The sequence below is a fragment of the Streptomyces sp. NPDC015144 genome (assembly GCF_043079735.1).
Lineage (GTDB): Bacteria > Actinomycetota > Actinomycetes > Streptomycetales > Streptomycetaceae > Streptomyces.
Map to the genome: position 1 here is coordinate 169823 of NZ_JBIBUU010000002.1, position 20817 is coordinate 190639.

A 20817-nucleotide genomic window follows, 5' to 3' on the forward strand; every position below is an offset into this window, starting at 1 on the left:
CGATGGGGCCGTCGACCGTCCCGGGCGCGGCGTCGAGCCGGTCCGTCGACCGTACGGGACCGGGGGCGGCCGGAGCATGGAGGACAGAGCCGGACCCGCTGGCCGAATCCGAGGAGTCGTTCACCATGAAGAAGCTGTCGCTGCGCGCCCGTGTCCTGACCGGTGTCGCCGCCGCCGCCGTCGTCGCCGGTACGGTCGGGGCCGCCTCCGCCAGTGCCTCCGCCCCGGCCGCCGCCCCCGCCGCCGCCGTCAAGACCGACACCAAGAACGGCAACCTCCAGGAGAGCACGCACCTGACGCTGGAGGCGGCGTCGAGGGCCGCGCAGGCGACGCTGGACGCGGCGAAGAAGGAGAACCAGCGGGTCTCGGTCGCCGTCGTCGACCGCAACGGGAACACCATCCTGACCCTGCGCGGCGACGGTGCCGGTCCCCAGGCCTACGAGTCGGCGGTGAAGAAGGCGTACACCGCCGTCTCCTGGAACGCCCCCACCTCCGAGCTGGCCAAGCGCCTGGCCAACGCCCCCACCCTGAAGGACATCCCGGGCACCCTCTTCCTCGCCGGCGGTGCCCCGGTCACCGCCAAGGGCGCCCCGATCGCCGCCATCGGCGTCGCCGGAGCCCCCTCCGGCGACCTCGACGAGAAGTTCGCCCAGGCCGGCGTCGCCGCGCTGGGCAAGTAACCGCCGGACAGACGGAGCGACAGGTCCGACGGGACCGACAGGACCGACAGGAGAGACACGGGGATGAACGCCCTCGATCAGGAACTGCTCGACGCCGCGCGCACCGGTCACCCCGACCGGGTGCGGGCCGCGATCGAGGGCGGCGCCCGCGTCGACTGCCGCGACGAGGAGCTGCGCACCCCGCTGCTCCTCGCGGTCCACGGCGACCACGTCGAGGCGGCCCGGCTGCTGGTCGCGGCGGGTGCGGACCCCGACGCGCAGGACACGCGCGAGGAGAGCCCCTGGCTGGCGACCGGGGTGACCGGCAGCGTCCGGATGCTGCACGTCCTCCTGCCGGCCGGTCCCGACCTGACGCTCCGCAACCGCTTCGGCGGCATCGCGCTCATCCCGGCGAGCGAGCGGGGCCACGCCGCGTACGTGCGGGAGCTGCTGCGGCTCACCGACATCGACGTCGACCACGTCAACCGGCTCGGCTGGACAGCCCTGCTGGAAGCGGTGATCCTCGGCGACGGCGGCCGGGCCCACCAGGAGATCGTCGAGCTGCTGCTGGCCGCCGGTGCCGATGCCGGTCTGCCGGATGCCGACGGGACGAGCGCCTTGGAGCACGCGGAGCGCCGCGGCTTCGCGGAGATCGCCGCCCTGCTGCGGGGTGCCCGGTGAAGGCGCGCCACGCCCTGGTCACGCTCCTCGCGGCCGCGGCCCTGGCGGGCTGCGCGGGCGGTACGCCGGAGACGTCCCGTACGCCGGAAAGCGCGCCGGGGCGTGGTTCGGCCAGCCCGTCACCCCTCCCGTCGGCGAAGGCCACCCCGCACGGCACCCTGCTCGTCGCGGACTTCGGCTCCACCACCGTGACCTTCGTCGACCCGGACCCGGCGCACCGCCGCCACACCCTCGGCTCCGTCGAGGTCGGCACCGCCCCGTACGGCCTGGTCGTCGGCGAGGACGGGCTGGCCTGGGTGGCGACGGCCGAGGGCGTCGCGGTCGTCGACACCGAGAAGCGCACCCGCCTCGCCCGGATCCCGTACCGGACGCGGACCGGGCCCGTCACCACCGGCGAGTACCGGGGCGGCGGCATGGGCATCGCGCTCGCCCCCGACGGGTCGCGGGTCTACGTCGGCGTCAACGTGCCCGGCCGCACGGGCGTGCTGGAGATCATCGACACCGCCACCCGCGAGGTCACCGGCACCGTCCCGGTCGGCCGCCGCCCCTTCGACGTGGACGTCGCGCCCGACGGCACCGAGGTGTACGCCACCGGCCACGACTCCTTCGACGTCACCGCGGTCGACCCGGACACCCGCCGGACCCGGCGCTTCGAGGTCGCCCCGTACGGGACCGAGGGCGGCCTCGGCTCCTGGCTGAAGCCGCACTACGCCGTCGTGCGCCCCTCGGACGGCAGGCTGCTGCTTCCCTTCGAGGGTGAACGGCTGGTCGTCCTCGACCCGCGCACCGGGCGCTCCGCCATCCAGCGGATGACCGCCGACACCCACCAGCACGGCGCGACGCTCGCCCCGGACGGCACCCTGCTCGTCGTCGGCACCGGCCCGATCGTCTCCGGCGACCGGGGCCCCTCGCTGACCGTCCGCGCCCCCGACGGCACCGAACGCGTCGTACCGCTGCCCGGACCGCACGAGGACGTCACGGTCACCGACGACAGTCGCACGGCGTACGTCACCGGCGGCTTCACCCGCGACGGCTACCGCGACGCCATCACCGTCGTCGACCTCACGGGCCGCGAGCGCCCGTTCGAGATCGCCGCCGGCGCCCGCCCGCTCGGGATCGCCGTCCTCTGAACCGCCGGACCGGTCACCGGGCATTACCGCTGAAAAGCCGTAACCAGCCCCTAGGATCGCGGGGGTGAACCACCGAACACCGGTACGCCGCACTGTGCTCGTCACCCTCGCCCTGCTGGTGCTGGTGACGAGCACCGGCTGCTCCGGGGGTGTCGAGGGCCGGCCGGGTGCCGCCGGGGCGGGCGATCCGTTCTTCCCGAAGCTCGGCAACGGCGGCTACGACGTCACCCACTACGACCTCGCGCTCGACATCGACCCGGCCGCCCACCGGCTGCGCGGCACGGCCACCCTCACGGCCCGCGCCACCCGGGACCTCAGCGCCTTCCACCTCGACCTCCTCGGGCTCACCGTGGAGTCCGCGACGGTCGACGGCCGACCCGCCGCCGTCAGCCGGGCGGGGCAGAAGCTGACGCTTCGACCGGACGCCGGGGTCCGGCTGAGCGAGGGGCACACCTTCCGCACGGTGATCCGCTACGCGGGCTCGCCGCGCCCCCTCACCGACCCGGACGGCTCGCGGGAGGGCTGGCTGTGGACGGCGGACGGGGCGGTCGCGCTCGGCGAACCGGCCGGGTCGATGACCTGGTTCCCCGGCAACGACCACCCGAGCGACAAGGCGTCGTACGACATCGCGGTCACCGTCCCGAAGGGGCTGACGGCGGTCTCCAACGGAGAACCGGCGCCCCCCGTCACCTCGGCGGGCCGGACCACCTACCGCTGGCACGTCGGCGAGCCGATGGCGAGCTATCTGGCGACCGTCGCCGTCGGCCACTTCGAGACGAAGGACACGAAGAAGTCGAAGGAGGCGGGCGGCATCGAGGTGTTCACCGCGGCGGACCGGACAGTGGCGGCGGACAGCGCGCCGGTCCTCGCCCGGGTACCGGAGATCGTGGCGTGGGCGGCGCGCCGTTTCGGCCCGTACCCGTTCGCCTCCACCGGTGCGATCGTCGGCCGCACCGGGGACGCCGGTTACGCGCTGGAGACCCAGAACCGGCCGTTCTTCCCGGGGCCGCCAAGCCCCCGGCTGCTGGTCCACGAGATGGCCCACCAGTGGTTCGGCGACTCCGTCACCCCCGCGAGCTGGCGGGACACCTGGCTCAACGAGGGGTTCGCCACCTACGCGGAATGGCTGTGGGCGGCCGACAAGGAGGGCGTCCCGGTCGGGGACAGCTTCGACGCCGCGTTCCGGAAGGACGTCAACTGGGCCTTCCCGCCCGCCGATCCGCCGACCGCCGCGGACATCCTTGAGCCCCCGGTGTACGGGCGCGGGGCGATGGTCGTCCACGAGATCCGCAGGGCGGTGGGCGACGACACCCGGTTCTTCGCCCTGCTCAAGGGCTGGACCGGCGCCCACCGGTACGGCAACGCGTCGACCGCCGACTTCACCGCCTACGTGGAGAGGGCGACCGGCCGCGACCTGAGCGCGCTGTGGAAGACCTGGCTGTACGGCAGGAGCCGGCCCGCCCCGCAGGGCTGACCGGCTCCCGTCACCGCTGGCCGGTGCGCGGTACTACTTCACGTTGACGCCGTCCCAGGCCGCTTCCACGGCCGCCAGCTCCTCGCTGTCCGCCCCGTACAGGTCGGTCGCCGCCTCCTTGGTCGCCTCACGGGCGCCCGCGTAGTCGGTGGAGGAGGTCATGTACTCGGAGAGCGCCTTGTACCAGATCTGGACGGCCTTGTCCCGGCCGATGCCGGTGACCGTGGAGCCGTCGGCGGTCGGCGAGTCGTAGTCGACGCCGTTGATGGTCTTCGCGCCGCTGCCCTCGGACAGCAGGTAGAAGAAGTGGTTGGCGACGCCGGAGGAGTAGTGCACGTCGAGGTCGCCGACGTTGCTGTCCCAGTAGTCGGCCGAGCCGCCGTCCTTGCTCGGCTCGTCCATGTAGCGCAGCGGGGTGCCGTCGCCGTTGATGTCGATCTTCTCGCCGATGAGGTAGTCGCCGACATCGGTGCTGTTGTCGGCGGCGAACTCCACGGAGGTGCCGAGGATGTCGCTGGTCGCCTCGTTGAGGCCGCCGGACTCGCCGTAGTAGTCCAGGTTGGCGGTGGACGAGGTCAGGCCGTGGCTCATCTCGTGGCCCGCGACGTCGAGGGCGGTCAGCGCGCTCTTGTTGTCGGCGCCGTCGCCGTACGTCATGCAGAAGCAGCTGTCGTCCCAGAAGGCGTTGACGTAGGAGTCGCCGTAGTGGACCCGGGAGTAGGCGGCCTTGCCGTCACCGGCGATGCCGTCGCGGCCGAACGCCGACTTGTAGAAGTCCCAGGTCTGCGCGGCGCCGTAGGCGGCGTCGGCGGCGGCGGTCCGGCGGTCGTTGCCAGTGCCGTCGCCCCAGGTGTCGGTGGTGTTGGTGACCAGGGAGCCGGTGCCGCTCTCGCCCTGGTTCAGGTCGTACGTTTTGTGGCCGCCGCGGTCGTTGTCGGTCAGCTCGTAGGAGGAGCCGTTCTGCGTGGTCGACAGCTCCACGTCGCCGCTGTACTGGCTGTGGCCGACCCCGGTCTCGACCGCCTCGTAGCTGCGGAGGACCTTGCCGGTGGTGGCGTCGGTGATGGTGTGCACCCGGCTCGGCGTGCCGTCCTTCTGCACCCCGGTCTTCACGGTCTCCAGAGCGAGGACCGGCTTGCCGGAGTTGGCCCAGATCACCGTGCGGGCGGCGGCCGCGGTCTTGATCTTCGGGGTGGTGGAGGCCACCGATATCCGGGCCTTGGTCGCCTTGGTGACGCCCTTGAGCTTGCCGTTGGCGGCGGTGTGGGTGACGAGGTCGCCGCCGAGCACCGGCAGACCGTCGTAGGTGCGCTCGTAACGGGTGTGGACGGTGCCGTCCGCATCCTTGATCACATCGCGGGCGACCAGCTTCTCCTTGCCGCCGAGCCCGAGCGAGTCGGCGGTCGAGGCGGCGTCGCTCTGCGCGGACATGATGGCGGCGGTGCGCTTCGCGGCCGTGTTCGCGCTGAACGGGACGGCGCTGCGGGTGACCGAGGGGCCGTCACCGGAGGTGGTGGGGGCGGCCGTTGCCGCGCCGGTCTGTACGCCGACGACGACCATCGCGGCCACGGCGGCCAGGGCTGCGGCGCGACGGGTGTGCTTGTGGAGGGTCATGCGCTCTCCGATGCTCGTTCCGTGGGGGGTTACGAGCCGAGAGCGTGCCACCGAATGAGCGACATTGACCGTGTGCCAACAAATACCTCACATTTATTTGACTACTTCTTGTCCGAATGGAATACACAAGTGTTCGTTAATCGGCGGGAGTTGGCCATACTCGGCCAGGAATAGCGGCGGGTTCGGCCGGCCCCGGTCGAGCACGAAACCTGCGGGCAGGCGCGGACACGCACGAGCCCCCGGCCGCGGGCAGCGGCCGGGGGCTCGTGCGGAGCAGACACGCCCGGGTCAGGGCGTCGTGCGCCGGAGCTCAGGCAGGTGGGCTCAGATGTTGACGCCGAAGTCCTGCGCGATGCCGCGCAGGCCGGAGGCGTAGCCCTGACCGACGGCGCGGAACTTCCACTCCGCACCGTTGCGGTACAGCTCGCCGAAGACCATGGCGGTCTCGGTGGCGGCGTCCTCGCTCAGGTCGTAGCGGGCGATCTCGACGCCGCCGGCCTGGTTGATGATGCGGATGAACGCGTTGCGCACCTGGCCGAAGTTCTGGCTGCGGTTCTCGGCGTCGTAGATCGAGACCGGGAACACGATCTTGTCGACCTCGGCCGGCAGGCCCGCCAGGTTGACGTTGATCTGCTCGTCGTCGCCCTCGCCCTGGCCGGTGACGTTGTCACCGGTGTGGACGATGGTCTGGTCCGGCGTCGACTTGTTGTTGAAGAAGACGAAGTGGCCGTCGGAGACGACCTTCCCGGAGGCGTCGACCGCGATGGCCGAGGCGTCGAGGTCGAAGTCGGTACCGGTGGTGGTGCGGACGTCCCAGCCGAGGCCGACCGTGACGGCCGTCAGGCCGGGGGCCTCCTTGGTGAGGGAGACGTTGCCGCCCTTGGACAGGCTTACAGCCATGGGGAGTCCCTTTCATCATCACTCGCGGGCTTCGTGCCGTCACGAAGCTACCGTCACAGGCCATAACGCGGGCAAGGGACCAGGAGGTTCCTGATCCCTTTGCTTTCTTTACCGAAATCCCCGGCCGGACGTGCCACCTCCTGGGGAAAAGAAGGTGACGAACCCGCCGTGGAGCGGGGACCATGGGTGTCATGTCCGGGCCCTATGTCATCCGCGGTTCGGTCTCCCTGCCGGAGGCCGAGCTCATGTGGCGTTTCTCCAGGTCCTCCGGGCCCGGCGGCCAGCACGTCAACACCAGCGACTCCCAGGTCGAGCTCCGCTTCGACCTCGCGGCGACCGAAGCGCTCCCCGAGGTGTGGAAGGAGCGGGCGCTCCAGCGGCTGGAGGGCCGACTGGTGGGCGGGGTGATCGCGGTACGGGCCTCCGAGCACCGCTCCCAGTGGCGCAACCGCGAGACGGCGCTCGTCCGGCTGGCCTCCCTGCTCGCCGAGGCGACGGCCCCGCCGCCCCGCCCGCGCCGCAAGACCCGTATCCCCCGGGGGATCAACGAACGCCGGCTCCGCGAGAAGAAGCAGCGCGGCGAGACCAAGCGCGGCCGCTCCGGCCGCGACTGGTGACGGGGCGCCCCTCTCCTCCACGGCCGGGGCGGTCCGCCGCCGTGTGACCGGGGCGACCCCCTACTTCAGGTGCCGGTACTGCCCCCGGAAGTACATCAGTGGCGCCCCGCCGCCCCCGGAGGGCAGCTTCGCGCCCAGCACCCGGCCGATCACCAGCGTGTGATCACCGGCCACCACCCGCTGTTCGGTCCGGCACTCCAGCGTGGCCAGCGCACCGTCGATCAGGGGCGCCGCGGTGATCGGCCCCCGGGCACAGTCGAGCTCCTCGAACAGCAGCCGGTCGCTGATCCGGCCCTTCATCGAGAACCGCCCGGCGATGTGCCGCTGGTCCTCGGCGAGCACGGACACCGCCCACAGCGGCTGCTCGTCCAGCAGGTCGTCCATCCGGGAACCATTGCGGAGGCTGACCATCACCAGCGGCGGGTCCAGTGAGACCGACATGAAGGCGGTCGCCGTCATCCCGGCGTCCTCGCCGCGTCCGTCCTCGTCCAGTGGCGGCTCCTGGGCGGTGACCAGCACGACGCCGGCGGCCAGCCGGGCGAGGGCGGCACGGAACTCATCGTTGCTCACCCCCTCAGCATGGGGGACGGGCCGGGGGCGCGGGGTGGAGGTCATCGTCTGGGACACACCGGCACGCTAGCCGCGGAGCGAGAGCCTCCGCATCGGGCCATGGGACCAGCCTGGTCCTAGGACCAGGCGTCCCCGTGCGACCCGGACGGTCGCCCCCGCCCGCCGCGGACGCCCCCGTGCCGTCGTTGCAACGTCCGGATTTGCGTTCGGCAAAAGAACGGGGCGAATTCACCCACCACCCCCGATTCTTTACCATCTCTTGTGACTTGAGTCACAGAGTGCGTTTTTCGTTGACCCTGTGTACCGATGGCACAGCTCACTGTGATTCAGTTGCGATGACACTGCGGTTAGTACGTCGATATGAAACCTGGAGTGCTGTCGAGGTCTCGGGGAGTGCGAACGATGGAGGCCGAGTCGGAGCCGTACGTCCGCCTTGCGACGATGCGGCAGCTGCACCAGGCCGTGGCCGATCTCAACACGGCGCGGAGCCTGGCCGACACGCTGCAGACCGTGGCCGACGGAATCGTCACCGGTCTCGGCTACGAGCTGGCCTGTGTGAATCTGGTCCGCGCCGACGGTGACCTCGTCGTCGCCGCCTTCGCCGGGAACAGCGCGGCGGAGGCCCTGATCACCGGCCGGGTCGGCTCACGTGCCTCCTGGGAGCGCCGGCTGATGATGGGGCAGGCGTGGGACGAGCTCCGCTTCATACCGCACACCGACGGCTGGGTCCTCCTCGACGACGACGTTCCCCAGTGGCACACCGACGGGCCCGACCCCCGCTTCGAGGACGAGTGGCACCCCCAGGACCGCCTCTACGCCCCGATGTACACGACCGGCGGCGACCCCGATCTGCTGGGCGTCATATCCGTGGACCGGCCGCGCAACGGCCGCCGCCCCGGTGCCTGGGGCCGCGAAGCCCTCCAGATGTACGCCTCGCAGGCCGCCATTGCGATCGGCAACGCCCGGCTCAGAGCAAACATGCAGCGGGCCCTGGTCCGCCTCGAACGGGAACAGCAGGCGCTGCGGGCCAGCGAGGAGTCCTTCCGCCAGGCCTTCGAGTACGCGCCCAGCGGCATGGCCATCGCCGAGATGGGCGGCGACCAGCACGGCCGGCTGCTGCGCACCAACGACGCGCTGTGCCGGCTGCTCGGCCGCCCCGCCTCGGCGCTGCGCCGCTACTCCTTCGCCGACCTGGTCCACCCCGAGGACATCGGCACCCTCCTGCGGACCTCCGCCGAGGGGGGCAGGGCCGAGCTGCGGCTCGGGCGGCGGGACGGAACGTATCTCTGGGTCTCGCTGCGCAACTCCGTGGTCGCCGACACGGCGGACGGCCCCCGCTTCCTGCTCACCCACGTCGAGGACATAGAGGAGCGCAAGCGCCACGAGCTGCATCTCGCGCACCGCGCCTCGCACGACGCCCTCACCGGTCTGCCCAACAGCGCCGAGCTGCGTTCCCGGCTGGGCGCCCGGCTCTGCGAGCGCCCGGGCGCGGCCGGGGCGCTGGAGTCGCCGGACGCGGCCCACCGCGACCCCGACGACCGGGCGGGGCGCGGCTACGAGGTGGACCAGGCCCCCGGCGGCCCGTACGACCACCATGTGCACGTCGTGGCGCCCGACACCGGGCACGACGACGGGGCGAAGGGGCTGGCGGTCCTCTTCTGCGACCTCGACGGCTTCAAGTCGATCAACGACCGCTTCGGCCACCACACCGGCGACGCCGTGCTGATCGAGGTCGCCCGTCGGCTCACCACCGGCGTCCGCGACGGCGACACCGTGGCCCGGCTCGGCGGTGACGAGTTCGTGGTCCTCGCCGACGGGCTGGGCGAGGCGGACGCCGCGGACCTCGCCGTCCGGCTGCGGAACGCCATCATCCCGCCCATCCGGGTGGACGGCCGGGCGGTCCGGGTCGGGGCGAGCTTCGGCATCGGCTGGGCCGCCTGCGGGATGACCGCCGAGGAAGTCCTGCGCTCCGCCGACCAGCGGATGTACGTGGAGAAGCGGTCCCGCTCAAAGGTTCACCGCAGAGCCGGCTGAGGTTAACGGGGCGGCCGCTCCGGGGCCGTGCCGCCGCCCCGGCGGGGACGCGGCCGCGGTGGACGGCGATTCTTGGCCTGAGCCGTTCGGGGTAGGCTCGGCCGGTCGGCCACGGCTGGCACTATTCGGCGACGGCTGGCGAGATGGTGAGGAGTGACCCAGGGATGACGGCCGGGAACAACGGCGCAAACACGCCCGAGGACGACGATCCGTTCGGCTACCTGTACGAGGACGGACAGGCAGCGGGCGCCCAGCCGCCCCGGCAGGGCGGCTACGGCTACCCGCCGGTGGCACCGCAGCGCGGAGTGCCCCGGACGTCGTACAACCAGGTGCGTGCCGTCGGCGAGCGCCAGTACGGCCAGCAGCAGCCGTACGGCCAGCCGAACGCCCAGTACGCGGCGCCCGAGACGTACCCCGGAGCCCCGCCGCAGGGCGGCCAGGGCCGTCCCGGCGGCCCCGAGACCCCGGGCCGGGGCGGGCCGAACACCAAGGGCCTGCTGATCGGCGCGGTCGCGGTGGTTCTGGTCGTCCTCATCGGGATCGGCGCCGCGCTGCTCTCGGAGAAGAACAAGAAGGACGACAAAAAGAGCGAGGCGAACTCCTCCGCCGCCCCCGGCGGCCAGGTCGAGGAGTCCCCGAAGCCCGAGGAGTCCGCCAGCTCCGACGCCCCGGTCGAGCTGCCCAAGCAGGACGCGGCGACACTGAAGCTCGGCGGTTCGGCGGTGGTCAGCCAGTCGGTCAAGGGCGCGGAAGGCCCGAACGGTTCATATGTCACGGGCCTGAACGAGGTCGGGTCGTCCGTGACGTGGAACGCGGCGATGGAGAAGGAAGGCAAGTACCGCCTGACGGTGCGCTACGCGATTCCCGCCAAGGACGCCAATGCCACGCTGACAGTGAACGGGAAGCCGAATTCGCAGCCCATCGGCCTCAAGAACTTCATCCACTCGTCCGACTCGGACTGGGAAAAGAACTGGCAGACCACCTGGGCGCCGGTCGACCTGGTCAAGGGTGAGAACCAGGTCAGCATCTCGTGCCAAGAAGGGAATCAGTGCGACGTGATCCTGGACTGGTTGAAAGTCACCCCTGTGAACGGTTAGCCGTTCTCGGAACGGCGGACACGTGGATTCACGCGGTCGGTCCGTGTGTCCGCCGACCTTTCGCAACCTTGAGGGCTGTCCCGCTGTCGATCGCGGGGCAGCCCTTCAGCGACTTTGCCTCATCTCAACCACCCGGACTGGTCGACGCCAGACCTCGCCCCCCCCGTGACGGTGGAACTGGTGTTACCCGGCAGGCGTGACGCACCGCGTGCCGGGCTCAGCCCATCAGGGCCAGGAACCCGGCCACCGTGCCGGTCATCGCCTCGCGGCCCGGGGCGAGGTACTTGCGCGGGTCGACGCCGCTGGTGTGCTCGGCCAGGTACGCGCGGACCGCTCCGGTGAACGCGGTGTTCAGGGCGGTGCCCACGTTGATCTTGACCATGCCGGACGAGGTGACCGCCCGGCGGATCTCCGCGTCCGGGACGCCGCTGGAGCCGTGCAGCACCAGCGGCACCGGGACGGCCGCGCGCAGCCGCCCGATCAGCTCGTGGTCCAGGGCGGCGGTGCGCTCGGTCATGGCGTGCGAGGAGCCGACCGCCACGGCCAGCGCGTCCACCCCGGTCGCGCGCACGTACGCGGCGGCCTCGTCCGGGTCCGTGCGGACGCCGGGGGCGTGGGCGTCGAGCGGGGCCTCGCCCTCCTTGCCGCCGACCTTGCCCAGCTCGGCCTCGATCCAGATGCCGCGCTCGTGGCCCCAGGCCACCGCCTCGGCCGTGGCCCGCACGTTCTCCTCGTACGGCAGCCGGGACGCGTCGAACATGACGGAGCCGAAGCCCTCCGTGTGCGCCTGGTGGAGCAGCTCCACGGACTCGACGTGGTCGAGGTGGAGGGCGAGCGGGGCGCTCGACGTGCGGGCGACGGCGGCGGCCGCGGCGGCGATGCCGGAGAGCCGTCCGCCGTGGAACTTCACGGCGTTCTCGGATATCTGGAGGATCGCGGGCGCCCCGGCGCGCTCCGCCCCGGCGGCGATGGCCTCCGCGTGCTCCAGGGTGATGACGTTGAAGGCGGCGATTCCGCGTCCCCGGGCCTGGGCGGCGGAGACGAGTTCACCGGTGCTGACGAGCGGCATTGCGGACCTCTTGTTGCTTCCTCCGGACCGCGAGCGGGCGGGGTCCGGTACGGCGCGGCCCCTCAGGCCGCCGGTGCGTGTTCCTCGACGACGACGCGCGGCAGCAGCTCCTCGTACGCCGCGCGGTCGAAGTCACCGGCCGTGGGGGAGAGCACGGTCGCCGTCGACAGTGCCACCGCCCGCCGCAGCCGGTCCGGCCAGCTCAGCCCCTCGACGAGCCCGGACAGCAGCCCGGCCACCGCGGAGTCGCCCGCGCCGGTCGGATTGCCCCGGACGGGGGCGGGCGGCCGGGCCCGCCAGCTGCCCTCGGGGACGAGCGCGAGCAGCCCGTCCGGGCCGAGCGAGGCGATGACGCCGTGCGCGCCGCGCCGCCGGGCGTCGCGGGTGGCGCGGGCCGGTTCCTGTGCGCCGGTGAGCTGGGCCAGCTCCTCGGTGTTCGGCTTGATCAGGTCGGGGCGGGCGGCGATGCCGCGGCGCAGCGGTTCGCCGCTGGTGTCGAGGAGGACGGGGACCTTCGCGGCGCGGGCGGCCCGGACGAGTTCGGCGTACGCGCTGACGTGGATGCCGGGCGGCAGGCTGCCGCAGAGCGCGACGGCGTCGGCCCCGGGGAGCAGTTCCTCGTAGCGGCTCAGCAGGGCGGCCCATTCGTCGGCGGCTATCTGCGGGCCGGGTTCGTTGAGCTGGGTGGTGTCGCCGGTGGCCCGGTCGGCCACGGCGATGGTGCGGCGGGTGTTCCCGGCGACGGTGATCAGGGCGTCGGTGACCGGGGTGCTGTCGACCGGGGAGTCGGTGACCGGACCGCTGTCGACCAGGGCGTCGGTGACCGGGCCGGCGGCCGAGGGGGCCGCGGTGGCGAGCAGCTCGCGCAGGAGGGCGCCGGTGGGGCCGCCGGCGAAGCCGGTGACCACGGTGTCGTGGCCGAGCGCGGAGAGGACCCGGGCCACGTTGAGCCCTTTGCCGCCGGGCCGCTCGGACGTCTCGCGGACGCGGTGGCTGGTGTGCGGGACGAGCGCGGGCACGCTGTACGTCAGATCGAGCGCCGTGTTCAGTGTGACCGTCAGGATCACCGCGACCGCCTTCCTCCCACCCTGCTCCGAAGCGCGGAACCGGGGTGGAGCGCGCCTTCGTCGACCGATTCACCGGCTGTTTTCCAGGCGATCATGTCAAAGAGGCGGCGATCGGCCCAGACCTCCGGACCAACCGCCGCCTCTTTGTTACGTATTCGACGCGCCGTCAACAATGCGCGGTATCAGGCGATTTCGGGCTCTTTGATCCACTCGCCCTTGCGCATGACACCCCGGAGGACGAAGTTCTCGTCCAGCACCACCAGGTCGGCGTCCTTGCCCGGCTCCAGCGAGCCGACCCGGTCGTACACGCCGAGCAGCCGGGCCGGGTTGGCGGAGATGGACTGCACGACGTCCCCGACCGGGATCCGGTCGATGGTGACGGCCCGGTGGAACGCGGTGTCCAGGGTGAGCGTGGAGCCCGCGATCGAGTTGCCCTCGACCAGCCGGGCGACGCCGTCCTTGACCTCGACCGCGAGCGGGCCGAGCTGGTAGTGGCCGTCGCCGAAGCCGGCCGCGTCCATCGCGTCGGTGATCAGCGCGACGCGGTGGGCGCCCGCGTGGTGGTAGGCCAGCTCCAGGGCGGCGGGGTGCAGATGCGTACCGTCGTTGATCAGCTCGACGGTGATCCGCTCGTCCTCCAGCAGCGCCGCGATCGGGCCGGGCTCGCGGTGGGCGAGCGGCGGCATCGCGTTGTAGAGGTGGGTGGCGACGGTGGCGCCCGCGTCGATCGCCTCGACGGTCTGCTCGTACGTGGCGTCGGTGTGGCCGATCGCGGCGATCACGCCGTGCTCGGCGAGCAGCCGCACCGAGTCGATGCCGCCCGGCAGTTCGGTGGCGAGGGTGAACATCTTCGCCGTGCCGCGCGCCGCGTCCATCAGCTTGCGGACCTCGGCCGGGTCCGGGTGGCGCAGCAGGTTCTCGCTGTGCGCGCCCTTGCGGCAGGGCGAGATGAACGGTCCCTCGAAGTGGATGCCGGCCAGGTCGCCCTGTTCCACCAGCTCGGAGAGGACACCGGCCCGGTGGGCGAGGAAGTCCATCTCGCCGGTGACCGTGGAGGCGACCAGGGTGGTGGTGCCGTGCTCCCGGTGGGTGCGGATGCCGGTGAGGACCTCGTCCACGGTGCCGGAGGTGAAGGACGCGCCGCCACCGCCGTGGTTGTGCATGTCGACGAAGCCGGGCACCAGCCAGTGGCCGCTCAGGTCGAGGGTCCGGGCGTCCTGCGCCGCGCTGCCCGCGATCCGGGTGCCTTCGACGATCACCCGGCCGTTCTCGACGGTCCCGGTGGGAAGGACCACCCGGGCACCTGCGAGAACCGTGCTGTCTGCGCGTCCGGCCATCAGGCGGATACCTCCGTGGAGAGAAGATCCCAGGCGAGCAGCCCCGCGCCCAGGCATCCGGCGGTGTCCCCGAGGGCTGCCGGGACGATGTGGGGCAGCTTCTGGAACGTGACCCGTTCCTCGACGGCCGCACGGAGTGGTGTGAACAAGGTTTCCCCGGCCTCGGCGAGACCGCCACCGATGATGAGCGTGCGCGGGTCGAGCAGGGTCAGCGCGGTGACCAGCCCGGCGGCGAGCGCGTCCACCGCGTTCCGCCAGACCTCCACCGCCGCCGGGTCGCCGGACTCGACGGCCTTGGCGCAGTCCGCCGCGTCCGCCTCGGGGTCCCCGGAGGCGGCGGCCCAGGCGCGGCTCACGGCGGCGGCCGAGGCCAGGGTCTCCAGGCAGCCGCGCTGGCCGCAGCCGCAGTCGGGGCCGTCCGGGCGGACCACGATGTGCCCGATCTCGCCCGCGTATCCGTGCGCGCCCGCCTCGATCGTGCCGGCGATGCCGATGGCCCCGGCGATGCCGGTGCCCAGCGGGACGAAGAGGAAGCGGTCGGCATCCCGGCCGGCACCGATCCGGCCCTCGGCCAGCCCTCCGGTGCGTACGTCGTGGCCGAGCGCCACGGGAACGCCGCCGAGCCGCTCGCCGAGCAGGCTGCGCAGGGGGACGTCGCGCCAGCCCAGGTTGGCCGCGTAGACCGCGATCCCGTTCGCGGCGTCGACGATGCCGGGAACGGCCACCCCGGCTGCCACGGCGCTCTCGCCGAAGTGCTCCTCGCCGTACGCCCGAAGGTCGGCGGCGAAGCCGAGAATCGACTCCACGACCGCGTCGGCGCCGCGCTCGCGGCCGGTCGCCCGTCGCGCTTCGTGCAGCAGCGCGCCGTCGGCCCCGACCAGTGCGGCCTTCATTCCGGTGCCGCCCACATCGAGGGCGATGACGTGTTTCACGGGAAACAGTTTCGCCCGAGGATCGAAAAAGGTCTAGTCCACTAACCCGTTTTGTTGCGGATGCATACAAAATCACGGTCAAGGCGGGCGCCCCCTTCCGGCGGCAGCACCTGGTGACGTACCGGTCGCGTTGCGAAAGCGAGACCGCCGAAGGTGTAGACCTTCATGATCGACTGGTGCAGGATCGCTCCTCATCCAAGGACCCCGGCACCGGCACGGCCGGTGCCGACAACGCGATGGACGAGGACGGTCGGGGCTGTGCAACTGCGCTACCGGGTACTGACGGCGGTCGTCACCGCACTGGGCATGACGGCGGCGCTGGCCGGCTGCGGGGGCGGTGACGGGGACTCGGGAGACGTCACCCTCAAACTCGTCGCGGCCGACTACGGGACCGGCCCGGCCAACAGTTCCCAGAAGTACTGGGACAAGGTCGTCGAGGGCTTCGAGTCCACCCACCCGGGCATCAAGGTCGACGTCAGCATCCGCTCCTGGGACGACATCGACCGCGAGGTCGCCGAGATGGTGAAGAAGGGTCAGGCCCCCGACGTCGCTCAGGTCGCCTCCTACGCCGACTACGCCGCGGCCGGCAAGCTCTACCGGGCCGACCAGATGCTGTCCATACGTACCCAGGCCAACTTCCTGCCGCCACTCGCCGACGCGGGCAGCGTCACCCGCACCCAGTACGGACTGCCGTTCGTCGCCAGCACCCGGCTGCTCTTCTACAACAAGAAGCTCTTCGCCCAGGCGGGCCTCGCCGCCCCCCGGACCTGGGACGACATCCGCGCCGACGCGGCGGCGCTCGAGCAGCGCGGCGTGACGTACCCCTTCGCCCTGCCGCTCGGGCAGGAGGAGGCCCAGGCCGAGACCATGATGTGGCTGCTCGGCGGGGACGGCGGCTACACCGACGACAGCGGCTCGTACGACATCGACTCCACCGAGAACGTGACGACGTTCGAATGGCTGAAGACCAACCTCGTCGACCCCGGGCTCGTCGGCCCGCAGGCCCCCGGAAAACTCGACCGGCGCAAGGCGTTCGCCGCCTTCACCGAGGGCCGGGTCGGCATGCTGAACGGCCACCCGACGCTGATGCAGGAGGCCGCGCGCAAGGGCGTGTCGGTCGGCATGGTGCCGATGCCCGGACGGGACGGCCCCGGACGGAGCTCGCTGGGCGTGGCCGACTGGATCATGGGCTTCAAGCAGAACGGCCACCGCGTGCAGCTGGGCAAGTTCTTCGACTACCTGTTCACCGACAAGAACGTCATCGCCTTCGCCGACGAGTACGACATGCTCCCGGTCACCGACAGTGCCTCGGCGGCCATGGAGGCCGACCCGAAGTACGCGTCGCTGCGGAAGTTCCTGGCCGCGCTGCCGGACTCGCAGTTCTACCCGTACGGCAAGACCTCCTGGGCCCGGACCAGCGCCTCGCTCAAGGAGAACATGGGCCGGGCCGTCGAGCCGGGCGGCAGCCCGGAGAAGACACTGGGCCTGGTCGCCCGGGACGCGGCCGCGGCGGAGCGCGGGAAGTAGCGGGGACCGGCACGGGTGGCGGCCCGCCGGACGGGGGATAGGTTGGCTGATATGACCACCTCCGACCCCGGGCCCGACACCCCCGACGCCCTCTCCGAGCGCGACCGCGCCGTGCTGGCCGTCGAACGGCAGTCGTGGTCCGGCCCCGGGGCGAAGGAGCGGGCGATCCGCGAGCAGCTCGGCATCTCGCCCACCCGCTACTACCAACTGCTCAACGCCCTCCTCGACGACCGCCGCGCCCTGACGGAGGACCCGGTCACCGTCAACCGCCTCCGCCGGATCCGCGACGCCCGCCGCGCCCGCCGCTGAGCACCGGGCACGGTCTTCACGGAGAGGAAAGCGGCCGGCCCACCCAGGAACGAGCCCGGGAACGCGCCCCGGCCCCGAACCGGACCCCGCCCGGGAAGGTCCTTGGCCGACCGCCGCCCCCACCCCGTTCCCCGGCTATAGGCTCGCCCCATGGGCAGCAACCCGGAAGCACCCACCCCCGCATCCGCACCCACCCCCGCCCCGGACGGGACGCCCGCCGGGCTCCCGGTCCCGACCACCGGGGCCGGCCGAGAGGCCCTCGCCGCGATCCTCGCCCGCCCCGACCGTGCCGTGATCGCGCTCGACTTCGACGGCACCCTCGCCGACATCGTCCCGGACCCGGAGCAGGCCCGCGCCCACCCCGGCGCCGTACCGGCCCTCGCCGCGCTCGCCCCGAAGGTGGCCTCCGTCGCCGTGATCACCGGCCGCCCGGCCGGCGTCGCGGTGCGGCACGGCGGCTTCGCCGGGGTCCCCGGCCTCGACCACCTCGTCGTCCTCGGCCACTACGGCGCCGAGCGCTGGGACGCCGTCACCGGCACCGTCCACGCCCCCGCCCCGCACCCCGGCATCGCCGCCGTCCGCGCCGAACTCCCCGGCGTCCTGGACCGCTCCGGCTCCTGGCACGGCACCTGGACCGAGGAGAAGGGCCGGGCCATCGCCGTCCACACCCGCCGCGCCACCGACCCGCAGAGCGCGTTCGAAGCCCTGCGCGGGCCCCTGGGCGAGCTGGCCGCCCGGCACGGACTGGTCGTCGAGCCCGGCCGTCTGGTCCTGGAGCTGCGCCCGCCCGGCGTGGACAAGGGCGTGGCCCTCACCGAGTACCTCCGGGAGACCGGCGCCCGGTCCGTGCTCTTCGCGGGCGACGACCTCGGCGACCTCGCCGCCTACGCCGCGGTGGAGAAGCTCCGCGCCGACGGCCCCGACGCCGTCCCCGGACTCCTGATCTGCAGCGGCAGCGCGGAGGTCACCGAACTCTCCGACCGCGCCGACCTGCGCCTCGACGGCCCCGCAGGCGTCGTCGCCTTCCTCGCCCGACTGGCCGAAACCATCGGAACGACCAACAACCCCCGAGACACGCCCTAATCCCGCCGCAGCGCGTCCAACTGGTCGAGGAACCACTGCTGCGGCGGCAGCGCGACCGCCGCAGCGGCCAGGCGCTCGGTGCGCGCCGCCCGCTCGTCCTCGGCCATCGTCAGCGCCTCGTGCAGCGCCGTCGCCGTCGCCGACACGTCGTACGGATTCACCACGACCGCGTCGCCGCCCAGCTCCTCGTACGCCCCCGCCTCCCGGGACAGCACCAGCGCGCAGCCGTGGTCGGAGACGACCGGGATCTCCTTGGCGACCAGGTTCATGCCGTCGCGGATCGGGTTCACGAGCGCCACGTCCGCCAGTCGGTACGCGGCCAGCGAGCGGGCGAAGTCGTCCTCGACGTGCAGCACCACCGGCGTCCAGCCGGCCGTACCGAACTTCATGTTGATGTCGTCGGCGACCCGGCGCACCTCGGCCGTGTAGTCCTGGTACACCAGCAGGTCCTGCCGGGAGGGGTAGGCGAAGGCGATGTGGACGACGCGTTCGCGCCACTGGGGCCGCTCGGCCAGGAGTTCCCGGTACGCGAGCAGGCCGCGCACGATGTTCTTGGACAGCTCGGTCCGGTCCACCCGCACGATCGTCCTCCGGTCCGGGCCGACCTGCTCGCGCAACGCGGCCAGCCGCTCGTCCACGTCCGCCTCGTGGGCCCGGCGGCGCAGGAAGTCCCCGTCCGCGCCGAGCCCGTGCACGCCGATCCGGGTCTCGCCGGTGCCGCCCAGGATCCGGTTGCAGCAGTCGGTGAACGCGTCCGCCCAGCGCCGGGTCAGGAACGCCGCCCGGTCCGCGCCCAGGATGCCGCGCAGCAACTGCTCGGCGATGTCGTCGGGGAGCAGCCGGAAGTAGTCGACCGGCGCCCACGGCGTGTGCGAGAAGTGGCCGATGCGCAGATCGGGGCGGAGCGCGCGGAGCATGCCCGGCACCAGCGCCAGGTGGTAGTCCTGCACCAGTACGTCGGCGCCCTGCCCGGCCTCCTCGGCGAGCGCCTCGGCGAAGGCCCGGTTGTACCGCTCGAACGATGCCCACTGGTGCCGGAACTCCCGGTCGAAGACCGGCTCCGTCGGGGTCTGGTACAGCAGGTGGTGGATGAACCAGAGCACCGAGTTGGCGATGCCGTTGTACGCGTCGGCGTAGGTGACCGCGTCGATGTCGAGCATCCGCACACCCGGCTCGCCCACCCCGCGCCGGACCGCCTCCCGGTCCCCGTCGCCCAGCGCCGCGCACACCCACAGCTTGTCGTCGACGGCGCTCAGCCCGGACACCAGCCCGCCGCCGCCCCGTCTCGCGGCGAGCGAGCCGTCGTGCTCCCGGGTGTACGAGACCGGGCCGCGGTTGGACGCGACGAGCACCCGGGCACCGGCCGGGGGACCGTCGGCCGGGGCGTCGTCGGGCCGGGCGGTGGGACGGGAATCGCGCGCGGAGACCATGTTGCGGAATCTAGCCCGATCGCGAACCGCCCAAACGTGCGAAATCAGGCCGCCCGGCGGGCCAGGTACTCCTCGATCCCGCACATCGGAGGCCGCTCCTCGGTGTCCACCGCATGGGTGCGGGGCACGAAGCCGTTCGCTCCGCGCTCGAACTGGGTGAGCGCCGGACGCACCAAGTGCCCGCGGGAGAGCCGGAGCTGGGCCGTGCGGTAGATGGCAGCGGCCATCCGGCCGAGCGCCTGCCCGTCCTGGTGCCGGTGCTTGCGCACCCCCACGTCGACCTGGGCCAGCGCGTCCAGCCCGACCGTGTGCAGCGCGTCGACCAGCAGCCCGAGCTCCACCCCGTAGCCGACCGGGAACGGCAGCCGTTCCAGCAGCGAGCGGCGCACGGCGTACTCGCCCCCCAACGGCTGTACGAATCCGGCCAGCCGGGGCCAGTGCAGATTGAGCAGCGGGCGCGCCACCAGCTCGGTCACCCGGCCGCCCTGCCCCGCGGTGTCACCGAGCGGGCGGTCGTACATCGCCTTGACGAACTGCACGTCCGGATCGGTCAGCAAGGGGCCGACGATGCCGGAGACGAAGTCGGGCGAGAAGTCCTTCAGGTCGGCGTCGACGAAGCACACGATGTCCCCGCCGGTCACCAGGAGCGACCGCCACAGCACCTCGCCCTTGCCGGGCACGGCCGGTATCCGGGGGAGTATCGCGTCGCGGTGCACCACCCGCGCACCGGCCTCCCGGGCCACCCGGGCGGTGGCGTCCGTGGAACCGGAATCGATCACCACCAGCTCGTCGACCAGCCGGACCTTCTCCATCAGCTCGCGCCGGATCGTCGCGACGATCTCGCCGACCGTCGCCTCCTCGTTCAGCGCGGGCAGCACGACGCTGACACTCCCGCGCCCCGCCTCCCCGGCCGCGGCCCGAGCGGCCAGGAGGCGGTCCAGCGGGCGGTCGGCGGCCGGCCAGGAACGCCTGGTCAGCCAGTGCTCGACCTCTTCCAGCACGGTCGGTACTCCCTGTTGTGTGATCCATCTCGCGGGTCGGACGACTATCTCAACAGCCCGCGGCTTCGGTTACAGTCTTGAACAACGCGGACGACCATCGCATGCCGGGGTCCGTCCGCCGAAAAATGCCCGGATCGAAGATCCGGTGCCACAGCGCTCATCCAGAGGGACTGAGGGAACGGCCCGTTGAAGTCCCGGCAACCCCCCCACCGACCGTGCGGTCCGGTGAGGAAGGTGCCAATTCCGTCTCGTGGCGAAACGCGCCGCGGGGAAGATGAGGAGAAAG

The 20817-nt window shown here is 72.3% G+C and carries 19 protein-coding genes and 1 riboswitch; of the genes, 10 read left to right on the plus strand and 9 right to left on the minus strand.

Annotated elements, in window-relative coordinates; genetic code table 11:
- Window positions 1-125: 125 nt before the first annotated feature.
- From ACF08W_RS04820 to ACF08W_RS04835, 4 genes are all read left to right on the plus strand, one after another.
- Window positions 126-680: a heme-binding protein gene (locus tag ACF08W_RS04820; protein ID WP_392278641.1), complete on the plus strand. Its 555-nt coding sequence runs from the start codon at window positions 126-128 to the stop codon at window positions 678-680.
- 63 nt (window positions 681-743) lie between these two features.
- The gene (locus tag ACF08W_RS04825) at window positions 744-1340 is read left to right on the plus strand and encodes an ankyrin repeat domain-containing protein (RefSeq protein WP_392278432.1); all 597 of its coding nucleotides are present in this window, start codon (window positions 744-746) and stop codon (window positions 1338-1340) included.
- Entirely contained in the window at window positions 1337-2470 is a 1134-nt protein-coding gene (locus tag ACF08W_RS04830; protein ID WP_392278433.1) for a hypothetical protein, read from the plus strand. The genes ACF08W_RS04825 and ACF08W_RS04830 overlap by 4 nt, the downstream gene beginning before the upstream one ends.
- Window positions 2471-2534: 64 nt before the next feature.
- Complete coding sequence (locus ACF08W_RS04835; RefSeq protein ID WP_392278434.1) at window positions 2535-3944, plus strand: M1 family metallopeptidase; 1410 nt, start codon at window positions 2535-2537, stop codon at window positions 3942-3944.
- 33 nt (window positions 3945-3977) lie between these two features.
- On the opposite strand, the gene ACF08W_RS04840 is transcribed toward ACF08W_RS04835, so the two are convergent.
- Both ACF08W_RS04840 and ACF08W_RS04845 read right to left on the minus strand, forming a co-directional pair.
- Entirely contained in the window at window positions 3978-5558 is a 1581-nt protein-coding gene (locus tag ACF08W_RS04840) for a M4 family metallopeptidase (protein WP_392278435.1), read from the minus strand.
- Window positions 5559-5882: 324 nt separating this feature from the next.
- Window positions 5883-6458, minus strand: a complete 576-nt coding sequence (locus ACF08W_RS04845) for a TerD family protein (protein WP_352280034.1) — start codon at window positions 6456-6458, stop codon at window positions 5883-5885.
- Between the two features lie 182 nt (window positions 6459-6640).
- On the opposite strand from ACF08W_RS04845, the gene arfB reads away from it, so the two are divergent.
- Complete coding sequence (gene arfB / locus ACF08W_RS04850) at window positions 6641-7075, plus strand: alternative ribosome rescue aminoacyl-tRNA hydrolase ArfB (protein ID WP_352280035.1); 435 nt, start codon at window positions 6641-6643, stop codon at window positions 7073-7075.
- Window positions 7076-7135: 60 nt separating this feature from the next.
- Here arfB and ACF08W_RS04855 read toward each other — a convergent pair whose 3' ends face one another.
- Window positions 7136-7645 (minus strand): flavin reductase family protein, encoded by a 510-nt coding sequence (locus ACF08W_RS04855; RefSeq protein WP_385207490.1) that lies wholly within the window; start codon window positions 7643-7645, stop codon window positions 7136-7138.
- 402 nt (window positions 7646-8047) lie between these two features.
- On the opposite strand from ACF08W_RS04855, the gene cdgB reads away from it, so the two are divergent.
- The gene (gene cdgB / locus ACF08W_RS04860) at window positions 8048-9679 is read left to right on the plus strand and encodes a diguanylate cyclase CdgB (RefSeq protein WP_392278436.1); all 1632 of its coding nucleotides are present in this window, start codon (window positions 8048-8050) and stop codon (window positions 9677-9679) included.
- Between the two features lie 164 nt (window positions 9680-9843).
- A complete protein-coding gene (locus ACF08W_RS04865; RefSeq protein WP_385207481.1) occupies window positions 9844-10776 on the plus strand; it encodes a CBM35 domain-containing protein in 933 nt (310 codons plus the stop codon).
- A 217-nt stretch (window positions 10777-10993) separates the two neighbouring features.
- Here the strand turns inward: ACF08W_RS04865 and ACF08W_RS04870 are convergent, their stop codons facing one another.
- The 4 genes from ACF08W_RS04870 to ACF08W_RS04885 all read right to left on the minus strand — a co-directional run bounded on the left by ACF08W_RS04870 (window position 10994) and on the right by ACF08W_RS04885 (window position 15181).
- Complete coding sequence (locus ACF08W_RS04870) at window positions 10994-11845, minus strand: ketose-bisphosphate aldolase (RefSeq protein ID WP_392278437.1); 852 nt, start codon at window positions 11843-11845, stop codon at window positions 10994-10996.
- Between the two features lie 62 nt (window positions 11846-11907).
- Entirely contained in the window at window positions 11908-12912 is a 1005-nt protein-coding gene (locus ACF08W_RS04875; RefSeq protein ID WP_392278438.1) for a 1-phosphofructokinase family hexose kinase, read from the minus strand.
- Between the two features lie 182 nt (window positions 12913-13094).
- A complete protein-coding gene (gene nagA, locus ACF08W_RS04880; protein ID WP_392278439.1) occupies window positions 13095-14249 on the minus strand; it encodes an N-acetylglucosamine-6-phosphate deacetylase in 1155 nt (384 codons plus the stop codon).
- Entirely contained in the window at window positions 14249-15181 is a 933-nt protein-coding gene (locus tag ACF08W_RS04885) for an ROK family protein (RefSeq protein WP_352280042.1), read from the minus strand. Before ACF08W_RS04885 ends, nagA begins: the two co-directional genes overlap by 1 nt.
- A gap of 306 nt (window positions 15182-15487) precedes the next feature.
- Here ACF08W_RS04885 and ACF08W_RS04890 point away from each other — a divergent pair, with 306 nt between their 5' ends.
- From ACF08W_RS04890 to otsB, 3 genes are all read left to right on the plus strand, one after another.
- On the plus strand, window positions 15488-16708 hold the full coding sequence (locus ACF08W_RS04890) for an extracellular solute-binding protein (RefSeq protein ID WP_392278642.1): 1221 nt from the start codon (window positions 15488-15490) through the stop codon (window positions 16706-16708).
- Between the two features lie 51 nt (window positions 16709-16759).
- Entirely contained in the window at window positions 16760-17017 is a 258-nt protein-coding gene (locus ACF08W_RS04895; protein WP_392278440.1) for a DUF3263 domain-containing protein, read from the plus strand.
- A 150-nt stretch (window positions 17018-17167) separates the two neighbouring features.
- Complete coding sequence (gene otsB, locus ACF08W_RS04900; RefSeq protein WP_352280044.1) at window positions 17168-18100, plus strand: trehalose-phosphatase; 933 nt, start codon at window positions 17168-17170, stop codon at window positions 18098-18100.
- On the opposite strand, the gene ACF08W_RS04905 is transcribed toward otsB, so the two are convergent.
- Entirely contained in the window at window positions 18097-19530 is a 1434-nt protein-coding gene (locus ACF08W_RS04905) for a trehalose-6-phosphate synthase (RefSeq protein WP_385207465.1), read from the minus strand. The two genes, otsB and ACF08W_RS04905, sit on opposite strands and share 4 nt — an antisense overlap.
- Before the next feature lie 44 nt (window positions 19531-19574).
- A complete protein-coding gene (locus ACF08W_RS04910) occupies window positions 19575-20531 on the minus strand; it encodes a glucosyl-3-phosphoglycerate synthase (protein WP_392278441.1) in 957 nt (318 codons plus the stop codon).
- Window positions 20532-20685: 154 nt separating this feature from the next.
- Window positions 20686-20812: riboswitch (SAM riboswitch) on the plus strand.
- Window positions 20813-20817 lie beyond the last annotated feature (5 nt).